The sequence below is a fragment of the Zunongwangia sp. L-65 genome (assembly GCF_056859415.1).
This window is the reverse complement of sequence record NZ_JBSXOK010000045.1, coordinates 72,584-90,482: the sequence shown is the minus strand read 5'-3', so window position 1 is coordinate 90,482 and position 17,899 is coordinate 72,584. Positions and strand designations below refer to the sequence as shown.

Sequence of the window (17,899 nt, the reverse complement as noted above, 5' to 3'; positions counted from 1 at the left end):
GTAATGAATACGAAACTACAATTTTTCAGAAAACTTTGTGCTTATTATCTATTATTAAGTTTTCTGCTACTTACGGGAAGCGCTATTGCTTCTACAAACAATAAAAATTTCAATGAAATCTTAATTAAGCTATCAGTTAGGAATGCCAATTTAGCTGATGTTTTTTCTGAAATCGAATCTAAAACCGAATTCACCTTTGTTTTTGATGAAACTGTAACAAAATCAAAGGAAAAATTCAATTTCATGGGAAAAAAACAACGGCTTTCTACTATTCTGGGATTGATTAGTTCGCGAACTGGATTAAAATTCCAGCAAATCAATAAAACAATCAGTGTACTAAAAGCGATACCTCAGCAAAAAATTTGGGGTAAGGTTTTAGATGACGAAAAGCTTCCATTGCCGGGAGCAACGATTATCGAAAAAGGGACTTCTAATGGCGTTACGACAGATTTTGATGGAAATTTCAGCATCAGTATTTCTAGTAATCCAACTATATTGGAAGTTTCTTTTATGGGATTTAAAACTCAGGAAATCACAGCAACAAGCACTGATGAGCCATTAGAAATTATACTCCAGGAAAATGCCAATGCCTTAAATGAGGTGGTCGTAACCGCCCTGGGAATTAAAAGGGAAGAAAAACAATTAGGCTTCTCTCAAGCCACTGTAGATAGTGAAAGTTTATCCCAAACTGCCCCTACCAACTGGAGCTCTGGTTTAAAAGGAAAAGTTGCGGGGATGAACATTAGCTCTTCAGGTTCTGGCCCCATTAACTCTCAACAAATCACATTAAGAGGAAATAGCTCTTTTGATCTCAACGGAAATTACGCACTTATCGTAGTAGATGGTGTTCCCATAAATACCGAAATGACCACTTCAGGATCCGGCAGTGCTTATATGGGAGAAGATTCTCCTATTGATTACGGTAACGGAATCTCAAACCTCAATTTTGATGATATCGAAAGTGTTTCTGTTTTAAAAGGACCTGGTGCCGCCGCCTTATATGGTAGTCGTGCGGCGAATGGGGTTCTAATGATTACCACCAAATCCGGTAAAAAAAGTAAGGGATTAGGGATCACCATTAATTCAATTACTTCTTTTGATCGTATTCAAAGATGGCCGGATTACCAATATCGTTACGGCCAGGGAAACAATTACACCAATGCCGATGGGGAACTTTATTATTCTTACGGAAGTTCTGAAGATGGCAGTAGCACGGGAGGTACCAGCAGTGCCTGGGGTCCTGAATTTAATGATCAGGAATTTTTCCAATACGATCCCTTGGTACAAGGACAATCTTTAGAAAGACAAGAATGGCGACCTTATAAAGACAATAGAAAAGACTTTTGGCAAACCGGGGTCACCACTCAAAATAATATTGCTATCCAGGGCGGTGGTAAGGATGGTTCGATGAGGGCCTCTTTAGCCCACACAAAAAATGAGTGGATAATGCCTAATACCGGATACGAAAGAGTAACCGCTTCCCTAAACTCTAAATATAACATTTCAGAAAAAATTAGTTTGGGCGCCGTGGTAAACTACAACAATCAATGGAGTGATAATTTACCCAGCACGGGATACAACAATGGTTCTATCGCTTACTTTATGATTTTCCAGAATCCAAATGTAGATCTGGATTGGTATCGACCAATATGGCAGGAGGGGCAGGAAAACATACAGCAAATACAACCATTTAGCTCGTATATCGATAACCCTTACCTAATAGCTTACAAATCACTGAATACCCTTAACAGTCATCAAATTGTTGGAAATTTAAATGCCAATATAAAGCTTGCTCCGCATTTCAACTTAATGCTTAGAACAGCTATAAATACTTACAACCAGGAAAGAGAACAAAAAAGACCGTATAGTATTAACAGGTACGCCGAAGGATATTACCAAACTCAGGATGTTTTTAAACAGGAAATCAATAATGACTTTCTGCTTAGTTATGAAAACAAATTTAAAGACTTTAGCCTGTCTGCCAGTATTGGAGGAAACAACAGAACTGAAAAAAGAAGATTAAATAACGCATCGGTTACGGGTCTGGTTGTGCCAGATGTTTATAAACTTTCAAATGGTAAAAATGCACCTTCACTATACACTTCAGATCAAAACAAAGAAGTTAACAGTTTATATGGTTTAATGACATGGTCCTATAAAGATCAGATTTTTCTTGATATTACGGGAAGGAACGATTGGTCCAGCACCTTACCAAAAGAAAACTGGTCGTTCTTTTATCCTTCAGCAAATACAAGTTTTATTTTATCAGACATTTTTAATTTCTCTGGAAAAGGAATTGAATATTTAAAATATCGATTCTCATATGCTCAGGTAGGTAATGATACCAGTCCATACCAAACCAGAAAATATTATAGTCAAAATAATTTCCCCAGTTCGGCAACCGTACCAACAACCTTATATAATCGCGATTTTAAACCTGAAATTTCTACGAGTTATGAAACTGGTTTTGAAGCCAGATTCTTAAACAATCGTATTAGTCTTGATGCTACGGTTTACCAGATTTCTACTGAAAATCAAATTATCGCTGTCCCGCTAAATTGGGATACAGGTTACAGTTCAGCTATTCTAAATGCGGGAAAAGTAAGAAACCGAGGTATTGAACTCACCTTAACAGGAAAAATTATAAATAACGATAAACTTAAATGGTCCTCTACCCTTACCTGGTCTAAAAACGAAGGCGAAGTTTTTAACCTTCCAGATAATATTGAAAATCAATATATAATCGATCAGGGAGGCCAAGCTTCTTTAATTGCTAAGGTTGGTGGTTCTCCTACCGCCATTTACGGTTATAAATTTGTACGATCTCCTGAGGGGCAAATCGTATACGACAGTAAAGGTTTACCTGCATATCCGGAGTCTGGCGACATTCGATACGTTGGGGACGCTATGCCCGATTGGAGAGCAGGTTTATACAACCAGATTACCCTGGGCAATTTTGATTTTAGCTTCACATTAGATGGGCAGTATGGCGGAATCATTTATTCCCAGACACATCATAAACTTACCCAACAGGGAAAACTTAAGTTTACTTATGAAGGCAGGGATAATATGAGTATCGTTGGCGACGGAGTGGTACTGAATGCAGATGGTTCTTATTCTCCTAATACTACTGAAGTTGCCGTACAGGAATGGTACAATAGATATTACCGTAGAGCAAATGTGGAGTCGAATTCTTTTGAAGCTTCTTACTTAAAATTGCGTGAAATAAACCTTCAATATAGATTCCCGGCAAAATGGTTAAATAACACCGGGATCCAATCACTGTCCCTTTCTGCTTTCGGAAGAAATGTTGCTATGCTAACCGACTTCCCTATTTATGATCCTGAAACCGCTGCTCTTAACGGGAACCGAATTATGCCCGGTGTAGAAATAGGACAAATGCCTTCGCCAGCGACCTACGGAGTTAATTTAAAACTAAGCTTATAATCATAGAAAAATGATGAACAAGATAACATCAAATTTGCTAATTATACTAGCTGTAATAACATTTACAGCCTGTACCAGCGATTTCGAAGAAACAAACTCAGATCCTAACAGGATTGAAGAAATTAGTCCGGCGACCTTACTAAACCCTATTATTTACAGTTTAGCAAGCCATAATGCCGGACGTGCCAACGCCATAACTTTCGACCTTATGCAGGTTTCCCTTCCTTATCCAAGCGTTTCGGGTGGCTTACACCGTTATGATGTGAGCATGGGAATAGGGAATTCTTCCTGGAGTAATTATTACAGATGGTTAAAAAACATCCAGGAGATGAAAGCTGCAGCCATTATTAATGATGATGTAAACTACGAGGCCATCGCCCTTACATTAAACGCTATGGTGTATGCCAACCTTACAGATCTGTTTGGACCGGTACCAATGACCCAGGCCGTAATGGCCGAAGAAGGGATTCTTTATCCCGAATTTGATACTCAGGAAGACATCTATACAAAGATCTTAGCAGATCTTGAAACGGCAAATGCCCTTTATGATACCACCAGAGATATGGTATATCTGCAGGATATACTTTTCCAGAATAATGTAGAACGCTGGCAAAAATTCACTAATTCTTTACACATGCGATTATTACTAAGAATTTCTAATCGCCAGCCAAATTCTTTTCAGCAATTAGCGGATATGGTGAATAATCCTGATACCTATCCGGTTTTTGAAAGCACCGAAGAATCTGCTATTTTACAAGTGACCGGCGTAGAGCCCAACGTAAGCCCATGGGGCAGGCCACAGGATTTTAGGCTCAGTGTAAAAATAGCTTCATTTTTTATCGATAACCTGAACACTTGGGAAGATCCTAGAAGACCTGTTATCGCTACCATGGCAACACAGACCGATGAAAACCAAAACACTATCAATATAGGCTACAAAGGTATTCCAAGTGCTTACGATGGACCAGAATCCCAATTTACTTATAACGCTTCCACCTTTAATATTGAACAGGTCACCAATCCCATGCAGATATTCTTTCTCACATATGCTGAAGTAGAATTTATTAAAGCTGAATTGGCGCAACGTGGCTTTATAAATGAAGATGCTGCAACTCACTATGAAAACGGAGTTATTGCCGCTATGGAACAATTAGAAGTAGAAGAAATTCCCACAAATTATTTTGAAAATTCCGAAGCCGCATATAACGGAACTTTAGAACGTATTTTGCTTCAAAAATACTATGCTCTTTATTTTACTGATTATCAGCAATGGTTTGAATATCGAAGAACAGGTTTCCCAGAACTACCAACAACAGAAGCTATGTTTAATGATGGGGTAATGCCTTCAAGATTCTATTATCCTACAGATCTTGCTATTGAAAACCCTAAGGGTTATGCACAGGGAGTAGAATTACTTGGTGGTAGCGATGACATCAATACAAAAGTGTGGTGGGATCAATAAACAAGTTAAATACCAAACATTTATACTATGAAAAGAACAATTTTAGCTACAGCCATCTTCCTCCTGGGTGTATCTGGTTTTGCCCAGCAAATGGCAACAGGATATGTTTTTGAAGATCAAAATGAAAACGGCAAAAAAGATCGGAATGAATCGGGAATTGCTAATGTATCGGTATCTAATAGTCAGCAAGTGGTAGTAACCGATACCAATGGTAAATATGAAATTCCTGTAGGTGATGATAATATTATTTTTGTGATCAAACCTTCCGGTTATGTACCAAAAATCAACGAAAATAACCTTCCAGAATTCTATTATATTCATAAACCCAATGGCTCACCTAAATCTGAATTTGCCGGTGTAAAACCTACCGGAAAACTACCAAAATCTATAGATTTTGGTTTAATTCCCACTGAAGAAAAAGAAACGTTTACCGCACTTATTTTTGGAGATCCGCAACCTTACAATTTAGAAGAAATTGAATATTTCACCAAAGGGATTGTCACGGAAGTCGAAGGAATCAAAGACGTGCCCTTTGGTTTAAGCCTTGGGGACTTGGTGGGCAACGACCTCGATCTTTTTAGCCCTTACATTAAAGCGGTTAAAAAAGTTGGTATCCCGTGGTATAACCTTATGGGCAATCACGACATGAATTTTGATGCGACAGAAGATCAGCTTTCCGACGAGACTTACGAGGCTCATTTTGGACCGGCAAATTATGCCTTCAATTATGGTAAAGTTCATTTTATTGTAATGGATGATATTTTATATCCAGATCCTCGGGATATGAAAGGTTATCTTGGTGGGTTTAGAAAAGATCAGCTGGATTTTATAGAAAATGACCTTAACTATGTTCCTAAAGATCATTTGGTTGTTTTAGCCTGGCACATTCCGCTTTTTGAACCAGAAGACAATAATACTTTTAGAGATGAAGATCGCGAACGTTTATTTTCAATTCTAAGCGAATTCCCGCACACCTTATCACTTTCTGCCCATACCCATATACAACGCCAGGATTTCTTTGGAAAAGACGAAGGCTTTAATCGGGACAAGCCTCATCACGAATACAATGTAGGTACTACATCTGGAGACTGGTACTCAGGCAAGCTTAATAAAGAAGGTATTCCTATTTCAGTAATGAGAGATGGTACACCAAAAGGTTATGCGTTTATCCATTTTGATGGAAACTCGTATAAAATCAATTATAAGGTCGCCGGTGAAAATGAGAACTATCAAATGAAAGTTTTCGCGCCAAAAGTAGTAGCCAAAGGTCGAAGAACACAGGCCGGCATTTTTGTAAACTTCTTTATGGGTACCCAAGGAGATAAAGTTTTATACCGAATTGACGGGGGCGAATGGCACCCCATGCAATATACTGAACGTACAGACCCTTCTTATGAATTTTTGGTAAACGAATGGGATCTTACCGAAGAATTAATGCCGGGAAGGCGTTCTTCTAATCCTGTAAAAAGCACACATTTATGGCTTGGAAATATCCCTACTAATTTAGACACCGGAAAGCATAGCATAGAGGTTAAAGCGATAGATATGTTTGGGAAAACCTACACTTCTAAGTCCTCCTACCGGTTAGAAGAAGCAATTTGATTTTTAGTTTGTTGGAGTCCGTCGTCATTTCATCCCGTCGGCGGACTTTTTAATCGGTACAAAAATTTATTTCTAGAAATCAAAGCTTTATATTTAAAATCTTAGTCGATAACCGAGATTGAATGTTCTGGATCCCCATAACCATGGGTATAGGAATGGCTGAAATAAAAATTAATTTTCGAATATATATCTGATGAGCTTGTCTTGAGATCATTCGCTCAATTTTTTTCAAAATCATAAAACCATGAAAATCGTTAAAATTAGCCTTCTTTTGATGGCACTGGCCATCCTAAGTTGTAAGGAGAACAACAAAGGTAAAAACGCTGCCGAAGAAAAAATCCCTACGGAGACATCAAAAATAGAAGTACAGGGGCATCGTGGCGAACGCGGACATTCCCCTGAAAATAGTATTCCCGGGTTTATTGCAGCAATCGATAAAGGTGTTGATGTAGTAGAAATGGACGTGGTTATGTCCAAAGACGGAAAAGTAGTGGTAAGCCACGAGTCGTTTATGTCTTCAGCTTATGTTTTAACTCCGGCTGGCGATACCATATCCAAACAGCAGGAAAAAGACTATAATCTTTTTACGATGACTTACGATAGCATTAAAAAATTTGACATTGGGAGTAAAGGCAATACCGCTTTCCCCGAACAAAAGAGATCTAAAACCTATAAACCTTTGCTTAGCGAGGTGATCGATAGCATAGAAAACTATATAGCATCCAACAATTTAGATCCTGTACACTATAACATTGAAATTAAATCTGATCCCTCCGAATACGAAAAATCTCAACCAAAACCAGCTGAATTTGTACAGGTCGTGATGCAGGTTTTAGAAGAAAAAGGGATTATTCCCAAAATCAATATTCAATCTTTTGACGTTGCTATTTTAGAAGAAATGCACCAAGCTTATCCTGATGTTCTTTTAGCTTATCTTGTAGGAAGTGGAGAATTTGAAGAGAATATGAAAAAAATCAGCTTTACTCCACAAATTTATAGTCCCTATTATAAATTATTAGATCAGGAAAAAGTGACTGAAATTAAGCAAAGCGGCATGAAAGTAATTCCGTGGACCGTTAATGAACAAGCTGATATTGACAAGGTAAAAACGATGAAGGTCGATGGTATTATTACTGACTATCCTGAAAGAGCAATAGAGTAGAAAAACTTATAGCTCACAGTTATCAGCTTTCAATAATTCGCTAATAACCGCAAAAGCAAAACCCGAAATTATGAAATTTCGGGTTTTGCTTTTTTCAAAATATGCTAGCTCTTATTTATCGAATATCGCCCGATAAATATCGTTTCCATTTGCATAAAGCACCAGAGCGATCAGGATAAAGAACCCTACCATCTGGGCATATTCCATAAATTTCTCGTTTGGCTTTCTACCGGTAATCATTTCGTAAAGTAAAAACATCACATGCCCACCGTCCAAAGCAGGAATGGGCAAAATATTCATAAATGCTAATATGATAGAAATTAAAGCGGTGGTATGCCAAAAGGCCTGCCAGTTCCATGCATCTGGGAACATTCCACCTATAGCACCAAAACCACCAACCTGCGTAGCGCCTTTTTTAGTGAACACATATTTGAATTGATATACATAATCTCTAAGCGTCCAGTAGCCATCTTTAAAACCTTCAGAGATGCTTTCTGCAAAACTATATTGCTGGGTTTTCACCTCAAAATCTCTTCTTGGCGTTACTCCTAAAATACCATCTTCATCTGGAGTTGCCATTACACTTTTAATTTCACCATCGCGCTTAAAAACAATTTCCATTTCTTTGTTTTTGTTTGCTCTGGTATTTTTTGTCATTTCGTGCCAGTAACCAATTTCCTGATCGTTGATCGAAATGATACTATCCCCTTTTTGAAGTCCGGCAACATCAGCGGCAGTTTTAGCCGCTACACTATCTAAAATTGGTCGCTGGATAGGAATAAATGGCTGCATTATTCCGTCTTCGAACATTTGCTCGCCAATATTTTCAGGAATATTGATGGTTTCCTCAGCTCCGTTTTGATGCAATACTGTTACCGTATTTACATCGCGCATAAATAACTTGCGGTTAATATCTAAACTATTTTGAAGCTCTTCCCCATTTACTTTTAATACACGGTCTCCATCCTCAAAACCAAATTCTTTAAACTCATCGACTACAGCAAAGCCTTCCGGCATTTCATCTGGTCCAACATAATTGGTTCCCCAAACAAATAAGATCATCATAAAAAGCAAGAATCCCAATACCAGGTTTACCGTTACCCCACCTAACATGATAATTAAACGCTGCCATGCCGGCTTGCTTCTAAATTCCCATTCTTGTGGTGGTTGCGCCATTTGCTCTTTATCCATGCTCTCATCGATCATTCCAGAGATCTTTACGTAACCTCCTAAAGGAAGCCAGCCAATACCATACACGGTATCTCCTATTTTCTTCTTAAAAAGCGCAAACTTTACATCGAAGAAGAGGAAAAATTTTTCAACTCGGGTTTTAAATAATTTTGCAGGTATAAAATGTCCAAACTCATGCAACACAATAAGCAATGACAAACTAAGAAGTAGCTGAATTGCTTTTACTATAAATGGATCCATTCGCTAATATTCAATTTTTAAATCGCACAAAAGTAGTCTTTTAATAAGACCTAGAAAAGTTTGAAAGTTATCTAGCATTTATCCTGCCAAAATTTTAGCACTTTCATGTGGCTAATTAACCGCCAGACCGTAATTTTGCATAAAAATTTGCTATGCGTAAATTTCTTTCCAGATATAAAATTTTCATAATCACCTTTGGGATTCTTTGTATGATGATTATGTGGTCCATCTACAGCCTTCTAAAGCCTGAAGAAAAACTTACGATCTACCAGCCCGATATGGTCAACAGTGAGCTGGTAGATACTACAATGCAATATGTAAGAAAATATCACCGGATTAAAGATTTTAAACTGGTAAACCAAAACGGGGATACCATTACCAATGCTGATTATAAGGATAAAATTTATATTGCCGATTTCTTCTTTACCACCTGCATGACGATTTGTCCCATTATGACCGATCACATGGTGAAAATTCAGGAAAGAATAAAAGACGATCCAGAGGTGCTATTACTGTCTCACACGGTGATGCCAAGAATTGATACCGTAGCGCAATTGAAACGTTACGCCGAAGAAAAAGGGGTTATCGATAGCAAATGGAATCTTGTTACCGGGGACAAAAAGCAAATCTACGATCTGGCAAGAAAATCCTATCTGGCGGCAAAAAGCGAAGGTGACGGCGGAAAATACGATATGGTACATACTGAAAATTTTGTACTGATCGATAAAAACAGACAGATACGGGGTTTTTATGACGGCACCAATCCTGAAGCTATCGAAGAGCTTATGGAGGACCTTAAAATCCTTAAAAAAGAATATCAGGAGTAAATAGCGCATTAAGCCTTTATTAGAGAATTATTTTTTACTTCCTGAATCTGATAGCTATCCAAGCGAAACAAAAGCATATAATCTCGATTATCCAGTAAAAGCCTATATTTTAACGCCTAAACTTTTGTACTTGGTTAAATTCCACTATTTTTGCGTTGTTTAAAATCAATCTAAATAAACGTGAAGGTTACAGTTGCTCATTTAAAGCGAGGCGAACGCGGGATTATCAAAGAATTTTCCGCAGATAATGTACCACTAAAACTATTAGAGATGGGGTGTTTACCTGGTAACGAAGTAGAATTGGTACAAACCGCTCCTTTTAAAGATCCTATGTACCTTAACATCAACGGAAGCCATTTAGCCATCAGGAAAGAAACTGCTTTACAAATCGAAATAGAGCTTATCAAATGACGGGCAAACAGATCAACGTAGCGCTAATTGGAAATCCCAATACCGGTAAAACTTCAGTATTTAATCAACTCACAGGATTAAACCAAAAAGTAGGGAACTATCCAGGAATCACGGTAGAAAAAAAAGAAGGTATTTGTAAGCTTCCTCGTGGATTAAAAGCTCATATTATCGACCTTCCCGGCACTTATAGCCTAAACGCTTCTTCTCTGGATGAAAATGTGGTTATTGAGTTATTATTGAACAAAAATGATAAAGATTTTCCCGATGTTGCCGTTGTAGTAAGCGATGTCGAAAACCTTAAAAGAAACCTTTTACTTTTTACCCAAATAAAAGATCTTGGAATCCCTACAATACTGGTTATCAACATGGCCGATCGTATGGAACGCAAAGGTATTTCTTTGGACATCGATATTCTGGAAGAACGTTTAAAAACAAAGATTGCCCTGGTTAGCGCAAGAAAGCGTACAGGGATCGATAAGCTAAAAGAATTAATAATTAATTCCCGAAATATCTCTACAGAGCCCTGCGTAAATGCTTCGGTTATTGACCCCGATTATTTTGGGAATTTAAGAAAAGCTTTTCCAAAACAGTCTATTTATAAACTTTGGCTGGTTATTACTCAGGATGTAAACTTTGGTAATATAAATCGGAATGAAATTGATAAAACTTCTGGTTTCAATACCAAATCATCATCAGAGCTTAAAAGACTTCAGCAAAAAGAAACCATTCATCGCTACCAGTTTATCAACGGGGTTTTAAAAGAAACGCTACGTGTAGACAGCAATGCCGCCAAAGATTTAAGATCAAGATTAGACAGGGTTTTAACCCATAAAGTTTGGGGTTATGTCATTTTCTTTGCCATCTTATTATTAATTTTTCAGGCGATTTATGATTGGTCCAGCTACCCTATGGACCTAATTGATAGCACCTTTGCCTCTTTAAGCGAGTTTACCAAAGCAAATTTACCCGAGGGTGTCTTTACCAGTTTAATTGCCGAAGGAATTATACCAGGCTTGGGGGGCATCGTAATTTTTATTCCGCAGATCGCATTTTTATTCCTGTTTATTTCCATTCTGGAAGAAACCGGTTATATGAGCAGGGTTGTTTTTTTAATGGATCGAATTATGCGTCGCTTTGGACTTAGCGGAAAAAGTGTAGTGCCTTTGGTTTCAGGAACTGCCTGTGCGATCCCTGCGGTAATGGCAACTAGAAATATCGAAAACTGGAAAGAGCGCTTAATCACCATTTTAGTAGTACCCTTTACAACCTGTTCGGCCAGATTACCGGTTTATCTTATTATCATTGCCTTAGTAATCCCAGATGAAACATTTTTAGGATTCAACCTACAGGGATTAATGCTCATGTTTCTTTACCTGCTTGGTTTTGGAACTGCTATTTTTTCGGCCTGGATTTTAAACGGAATCTTAAAGATTAAGAGCAAAAGCTATTTTGTGATTGAAATGCCCAACTATAAAGTTCCACTGCTTAAAAACATTGGAATTAACGTGGTTGAAAAAACAAAATCTTTTGTATTTGGTGCCGGGAAGATTATCCTTGCTATTTCTATTATCCTTTGGGTTCTGGCAAGTTACGGTCCCGGAAATGATTTTAATAATGCCGAAGAAATAATTCGTAGCAATTACATCGAACAAAACATCCCTACTGAAGAAATAGAACAGGAAATCGCCAGTTATAAACTGAAACATTCATACATTGGGATTATGGGACGTGGTATCGAACCGGTCGTAGCGCCTTTGGGCTATGACTGGAAGATTGGTATCGCAATCATTAGCTCTTTTGCGGCTCGTGAGGTTTTTGTGGGTACGTTGGCAACGATTTATAGCGTGGGTAGCGATGAAGAAGAAACCATTAAAAACAGAATGGCGGCAGAAACCAACCCTATACTTGGCGGCCCGCTATTTACCCTGGCCAGCGGTGTAAGCTTGTTACTTTTCTATGCCTTTGCTATGCAGTGCATGAGTACCCTGGCAATTGTAAAAAAAGAAACCAATAGCTGGAAATGGCCAGTATTGCAATTAGTGATTATGAGTGTTTTTGCTTATGTGGTTGCTTTAATTGCATTTCAGGTCTTAAATTAATACGTAAGAATTTTATAGAATTTCGACTTAAATATTATGGAACTTATACAGCATATTTTAGTTTTTATCACTTTTCTAACTGCGGTAGGATACCTCATCACCAAATTTGTGTGGAAACCGGCATTTCTTAAAAAGAAAGCACCAAAAGAGAAAGCCTGCGGAATGAGTGACTGTGGTTGCAGTCATTAATCAAGCAATACTTCTAACTGAATCGTAACCTTATATTCAGATTGTTTGATTTTTTGGGGAGTTTCAGGATATGGAGCCAACCCAAGTAATTTTAAATGGATATTGGCTAATTGTGGCAATTGAAAATAAACATCTATGAAGCTCCCAATTTCTATACGATATTCCTCATACACTTCATCTGCTTTTCTAATTTCAAGTAAAACTTCAGCCGTTCCTGCCCATACACAGGTTACACTTTTGGGACATCTGGAATCTGAAATGACTTTTTTAAACAAAATGCTATAATTTCCGCAATCTAACTGTTCACCTACTTTTAAAAAAGATTGAAGCCTGGCCACCTCGGTTTGTGCAGACAGGCTTACTCCATTAACTAACAAAATTAAAATAAGTATAATCTTCTTCATCGTCACCTTTTTCTAAAAGACGATATTTTTGAAGCAATGTTGCATTCGTTTTTACCCAAGACCAACATCTAAGGTCATCATTACCATAAAACCGCCAATAAAGCCTAAAGTACTTACATCGGTATATTTACTTTGCTGGGATTCGGGTACCACTTCTTCAACTACTACAAAAATCATTGCACCTGCTGCGAAAGACAGTGCATAGGGTAAAATAGGCTGAAATGTCATTACCGCCCAAGCACCAAGTACAGCTGCAACGGGTTCTACAATTGCAGAAAGCTGCCCGTAATTAAAACTTTTTCGTCGGCTAAACCCCTGCCCTCTTAAAGGCATCGCCACTGCAAATCCTTCAGGAAAGTTTTGTAGACCAATTCCAATGGCTAAAGCCACGGCACCGGCTATACTGGCGCCTTCAAATCCGGCTGCTGCACCGCCAAATAATACTCCTACCGCCAGCCCTTCAGGAATATTATGTAAAGTAATTGCTAAAACCAGTAATATGGATTTGTGCCACGGGGTTTTTATCCCTTCTTTTTCAGTAGTGTTAAAATTCACATGTAAATGTGGCAATATTTTGTCCAGGCCAAAGATAAAAAGTGCCCCTAAACCAAAACCTACTACCGCAGGGATGGTTTTTTCAAACCCTTCACCCGGGCTCATTTCGATACCGGGCGCCAGCAAACTCCAAAAACTGGCCGCAACCATAACTCCACCTGTAAACCCCAGCATTCCATCAAAAAGCATTCGGTTCATTTTCTTAAAGAAAAACACCAGACTAGCTCCAAGAGCGGTTAATCCCCAGGTAAAAAGCGTGGCATAAAAAGCGGCTAAAACAGGGTCTAAAGTTTCAAAATAAGCTATTATTTGGTTCATCATTATTTAGTAAGTTAAGTAATAAAAATAGGAATCTCTACCCGATGCCTCACTACATCTACCGTTGTTCCCAATAGGATATCTTTAATCATTTTGTGCCCGTGCCGCCCCATCACCAGTAAATCGAAATTCGCTTCTGCAGAATTCAATAATTTAGGAATGGCTTTTTTGGGATTTCCAAAACTAAGGTTTATATCTGTATGATATCCCAAAGCCTCTAACTGGCTCTTATAATTTTTTAGAAACTCCCGATCTTTATCGGTTTCATAGTCTTTTATTTGTGTTCCATAAATAAAAGCCCCAGGAGTTTCTACGGTGTGCAAAAGAGTATATTTTGCATTTTTCCCTCCAATTTGAAGAGCCGCTGAAATACTTTTTTTATCAGATCCTGAAAAATCGATAGCGATCGCAATATGCTTAAAGTTCTTCTCTGCAATCACTTCAATAGTTTGTGGATTTTTATGTGGCGCATGATTAGTGATCCAGCCACGACCCAGCTTTTCTTTAAATAATGGCCATAATGAAATAAAAACCAATAGTAATACGACGGCTATGGTTATAGGCACTATAAAAACCCAGATATAAGTGGCATCTTCAACCGAAGTTATCCAACTTTTCAATTCATCAAAAACAAGCTTCGCATTTAATAATACTATCACAAGACTAATTATCCAGGAAGCGATAATAAGCGGCCATTTTATATGAAAGCCATTCATGGTCTTTTCATCGCTTACAAAATGAATAAGTGGGATGATTGCGAAACCAAGCTGCAAGCTTAATACCACCTGGCTAAGAATTAAAAGTTCTCCTGTAGCGCGCTCCCCAAAATAAATTATAGTAAAAAATGCAGGAACTATAGCTAACAATCTTGTGATTAAGCGGCGCACCCAGGGCTGTATCCTTAGATTTAGATAACCTTCCATTACAATTTGTCCGGCTAAAGTACCGGTAAGCGTACTACTTTGCCCTGCTTCGATTAAAGCCAGCGCAAACAGAATAGGGGCTAAAGAAGAACCTAAAAGCGGTTCCAGTAATTTATGCGCATCCTGAATTTCTGCAACTTCAAACATTCCGTTTTTAAAAAAAACCGAAGCGGCGAGGATCAAAATTGCAGCGTTTACGAAAAAAGCCAGATTTAAGGCAATGAAAGAATCGATAAAATTAAAACGAAGTGCCTGTAGAATACCTTTTTTTGTCTTTTCAATCTTACGCGTTTGCACCAGGGAAGAATGTAGATAAAGGTTATGTGGCATCACCGTAGCTCCAATAATCCCTATCGCGATATAAAGTCCGTCGTTATTGGGAATCGATGGTACAAAGCCTCCTAAAACCTCAGGTATATCAGGCTTTGCCAAAAATAATTCGAGTAAAAAAGATCCTCCTATTATTGCGATAAGTGCTACGATAAAGGCTTCCATTTTTCGCATTCCCTTATTTAGTAAGAATAAGAGTAAAAAGCTATCAAAAACGGTAATGGATACTCCCCAAAGTAACGGAAGCCCAAACAATAACTGTAACCCAATCGCCATCCCAACCACCTCAGCAAGGTCACAGGCTGCAATGGCAATTTCAGCAAAAATATAAAGCATAAAATTCACAAAAGGGGGGTATTCTTCCCGTGAAGCTTGTGCCAAATCCATCCCACGAACAACACCAAGCCGGGTACTTAAACTTTGTAAGAGTAAAGCCATAATATTAGACATTAAAAGTACCCAAAGCAAAGAATAGCCAAACTGGCTACCACCGGCAAGATCTGTAGCCCAGTTACCGGGATCCATATAGCCGACACTAATTAAATAAGCCGGACCTAAAAACGCCAATATACGCTTCCAAAGGGATTTTTTTCCCGAAGTATTTACTGAACCATGAACCTCTTCAAGTGATTTATGTTCATTTCTATCACTCAACTTCTACCGGTTTTAAATAAATATTATTAGCAGCGACTTTAGAAATTGTAAGTTCTTTATTATTCATTTTCAGGATCATCGAACCATCAAATTGTTCCTTCTCTAAAATGCTAATCGATTTTCCCAATTTGATTTTATTTCGATCTAAATATTGCAGAAATGCTGCTGAAGAATCCTTAACACCTACACAAACTCCATGCTCTCCTTTGTCAAATTCTGCCAGAATTTTTTTCTCTAAATTTGCAAAATTACCTTCGGCATCGGGAATAGGGTCACCATGAGGATCACGTTTAGGATAATCCAGGAATTTATCAAGTTTAGCGATTAATTCATCAGATTTTATATGTTCCAACTGCTCAGCAATATCATGTACCTCATCCCAATTAAAATCAAGCTTTTCTACCAAAAAATACTCCCATAAACGATGCTTCCTAATAATTTGTACAGCAATCGCATTACCTTTCTCACTCAGTTTTACTCCCTGATACTTCTTGTAGTTCACCAGTTCTTTTTCTGAAAGTTTCTTGATCATATCAGTAACCGAGGATGCCTTGGTTTCCATTTCCTCTGCCAGTGCATTTGTACTTACACCCCGGGTATATTTCTTCTCTAAATGATATATTGATTTTAGATAATTCTCTTCTGAAAGCGTCATTTCCTATTTTATTACACACAAAAATACATTTTTTATTTTTAAAACAAATTTTTAGCCTTATCTAAATTTATTAAGAATCAATTAAATATAACTAAAATAAAGCCATGTAATTATCATTCTTGTTCTTTACTTGAGCTTCAAAAAGGTGGGATTAATCTATACATATCTCTATAAAATGTGCTTTACCTACAGTGATAAGTTTTGGTAGTACAACGATTGTATTCATGAAGGTTTTTCCAAGCAGTTTGTAGTGCATTAAAAAAAGATTAAAAACTCATAGAGAGCGATAAGAGTTTGGGTATCTTATTTTAGCTCCACTGCAATAGGCCTTACAGCGTAATCATATTTAAGAAATACATCCATCATAAAAAATGTCTTAAAAAATTCCATGTATTTAAAGTTTAACAACCTAGAAAGCAACCTGAAGTTGATTTTGGTATCTTCATAAAAAGAATAGTATGCCTGTTTACAAATTAACCACTACTATATTATTATTTTCTATGAGTTTATTTATGAGTTGCTCTACTGATGATGCTGAGGTAGTAATCGAAAAAATCTCATATGAAGTATTACTGGAAAGCCAACTAAGTTATTACGAAGAAGAAAAAATACCTAAGCAATATCAGGTTTTTACAAGTCAGGAAGATTGGTTAGCCTTTATTCCAACTATCGAAAGAGTAAATCCTGATCGCGCGAAGACATTAAGAAACATATCGTTCGATTTTACTAATAATAATTTAATCATTGTAATTGGCGAATTCTTTAATTCCTGCTGTTCCCAAATTACCATTAACCAGATCTTTAAAAGAAATAACAAAATTATTATAAACTTCGAAGAAAGTGAGCCAGGAATGGCTGGTGCTTTAAGTCAGACTTATTTAGTCTTAAAAACCTCTAAGAGTAGACAACACCAGTAGACTATCTTACATTACAGCCCTTAAAACTTGAGGTATCATTATAATATTTAGAAGAAACAAATGCTCTCACCTCCATTATTTAAAATTGCAGCGATCGACACTAATTTCTAATTCTTAGCGACATACTCCAGATAATAATTAAGCTGCAATTTAAAGATTGTCCCTTCAACAAGATCACAGATTTCATTTAATTCGAAAGCATTAACTGCAAAATCCATTTTTTGAAGTGGTGATTTCAACAAAATATTACGCTCACACACATCTGAACTTAAACAACGAAAACACTGGGGATTACGACGTCTTGCTACTCGAATGTTTTCTGAAAACAACATTACTTCCTCAGGTAACAAATAGAACCCCATATCTTTAAACACCAGTTGCACCCGATTTTTATCTGTATTGCCGATCCCATTTTTCCATTTAAAAGAAATCCCGGTATCGTTGTGATAAATAACATCTACATCTTCCATACTTCTCTTTTAAGTAGGTTTACACCAAAGATAAGAATATTAT

The 17,899-nt window shown here is 37.4% G+C and carries 15 protein-coding genes; 9 read left to right on the top strand and 6 right to left on the bottom strand.

Going from position 1 to position 17,899, the window contains the following annotated elements; translation table 11 throughout:
• Positions 1-3 precede the first annotated feature (3 nt).
• From AC13DP_RS05200 to AC13DP_RS05185, 4 genes are all read left to right on the top strand, one after another.
• Positions 4-3,447, top strand: coding sequence for a SusC/RagA family TonB-linked outer membrane protein (locus AC13DP_RS05200; protein WP_347405773.1), 3,444 nt, complete (start codon positions 4-6; stop codon positions 3,445-3,447).
• A gap of 13 nt (positions 3,448-3,460) precedes the next feature.
• The gene (locus tag AC13DP_RS05195; protein ID WP_483067410.1) at positions 3,461-4,909 is read left to right on the top strand and encodes a SusD/RagB family nutrient-binding outer membrane lipoprotein; all 1,449 of its coding nucleotides are present in this window, start codon (positions 3,461-3,463) and stop codon (positions 4,907-4,909) included.
• Positions 4,910-4,936: 27 nt separating this feature from the next.
• Positions 4,937-6,511 (top strand): calcineurin-like phosphoesterase C-terminal domain-containing protein, encoded by a 1,575-nt coding sequence (locus AC13DP_RS05190; RefSeq protein ID WP_347405775.1) that lies wholly within the window; start codon positions 4,937-4,939, stop codon positions 6,509-6,511.
• Between the two features lie 244 nt (positions 6,512-6,755).
• Positions 6,756-7,673: a glycerophosphodiester phosphodiesterase family protein gene (locus AC13DP_RS05185; RefSeq protein WP_347405776.1), complete on the top strand. Its 918-nt coding sequence runs from the start codon at positions 6,756-6,758 to the stop codon at positions 7,671-7,673.
• A 111-nt stretch (positions 7,674-7,784) separates the two neighbouring features.
• Here the strand turns inward: AC13DP_RS05185 and rseP are convergent, their stop codons facing one another.
• The gene (rseP, locus tag AC13DP_RS05180; protein WP_013069763.1) at positions 7,785-9,104 is read right to left on the bottom strand and encodes an RIP metalloprotease RseP; all 1,320 of its coding nucleotides are present in this window, start codon (positions 9,102-9,104) and stop codon (positions 7,785-7,787) included.
• A gap of 152 nt (positions 9,105-9,256) precedes the next feature.
• Between rseP and AC13DP_RS05175 the strand changes: the two genes are divergently transcribed.
• The 4 genes from AC13DP_RS05175 (at position 9,257) to AC13DP_RS05160 (ending at position 12,630) form a co-directional block, all read left to right on the top strand.
• A complete protein-coding gene (locus AC13DP_RS05175) occupies positions 9,257-9,931 on the top strand; it encodes an SCO family protein (RefSeq protein ID WP_041578495.1) in 675 nt (224 codons plus the stop codon).
• Between the two features lie 180 nt (positions 9,932-10,111).
• The gene (locus AC13DP_RS05170; protein WP_013069760.1) at positions 10,112-10,342 is read left to right on the top strand and encodes a FeoA family protein; all 231 of its coding nucleotides are present in this window, start codon (positions 10,112-10,114) and stop codon (positions 10,340-10,342) included.
• Entirely contained in the window at positions 10,339-12,441 is a 2,103-nt protein-coding gene (gene feoB / locus AC13DP_RS05165) for a ferrous iron transport protein B (protein ID WP_347405777.1), read from the top strand. The genes AC13DP_RS05170 and feoB overlap by 4 nt, the downstream gene beginning before the upstream one ends.
• A 36-nt stretch (positions 12,442-12,477) precedes the next feature.
• Positions 12,478-12,630 (top strand): hypothetical protein, encoded by a 153-nt coding sequence (locus AC13DP_RS05160; protein ID WP_347405778.1) that lies wholly within the window; start codon positions 12,478-12,480, stop codon positions 12,628-12,630.
• Here AC13DP_RS05160 and AC13DP_RS05155 read toward each other — a convergent pair.
• The 4 genes from AC13DP_RS05155 to AC13DP_RS05140 are packed head-to-tail and all read right to left on the bottom strand — an operon-like array spanning position 12,627 to position 16,469.
• Positions 12,627-13,034, bottom strand: a complete 408-nt coding sequence (locus tag AC13DP_RS05155) for a hypothetical protein (RefSeq protein ID WP_483067406.1) — start codon at positions 13,032-13,034, stop codon at positions 12,627-12,629. The two genes, AC13DP_RS05160 and AC13DP_RS05155, sit on opposite strands and share 4 nt — an antisense overlap.
• A 51-nt stretch (positions 13,035-13,085) precedes the next feature.
• Positions 13,086-13,907 carry a ZIP family metal transporter gene (locus tag AC13DP_RS05150; protein WP_041578490.1) on the bottom strand — a complete coding sequence of 274 codons (822 nt, stop codon included), beginning with the start codon at positions 13,905-13,907 and terminating at the stop codon, positions 13,086-13,088.
• Between the two features lie 14 nt (positions 13,908-13,921).
• Positions 13,922-15,814: an Nramp family divalent metal transporter gene (locus AC13DP_RS05145; protein WP_483067405.1), complete on the bottom strand. Its 1,893-nt coding sequence runs from the start codon at positions 15,812-15,814 to the stop codon at positions 13,922-13,924.
• Positions 15,807-16,469, bottom strand: coding sequence for a metal-dependent transcriptional regulator (locus AC13DP_RS05140; RefSeq protein ID WP_013069754.1), 663 nt, complete (start codon positions 16,467-16,469; stop codon positions 15,807-15,809). The genes AC13DP_RS05145 and AC13DP_RS05140 overlap by 8 nt, the downstream gene beginning before the upstream one ends.
• 458 nt (positions 16,470-16,927) lie before the next feature.
• On the opposite strand from AC13DP_RS05140, the gene AC13DP_RS05135 reads away from it, so the two are divergent.
• Positions 16,928-17,386 carry a hypothetical protein gene (locus AC13DP_RS05135; RefSeq protein WP_347405781.1) on the top strand — a complete coding sequence of 153 codons (459 nt, stop codon included), beginning with the start codon at positions 16,928-16,930 and terminating at the stop codon, positions 17,384-17,386.
• A gap of 107 nt (positions 17,387-17,493) precedes the next feature.
• Here AC13DP_RS05135 and AC13DP_RS05130 read toward each other — a convergent pair whose 3' ends face one another.
• Positions 17,494-17,856, bottom strand: a complete 363-nt coding sequence (locus AC13DP_RS05130; protein ID WP_347405782.1) for a hypothetical protein — start codon at positions 17,854-17,856, stop codon at positions 17,494-17,496.
• Positions 17,857-17,899 lie beyond the last annotated feature (43 nt).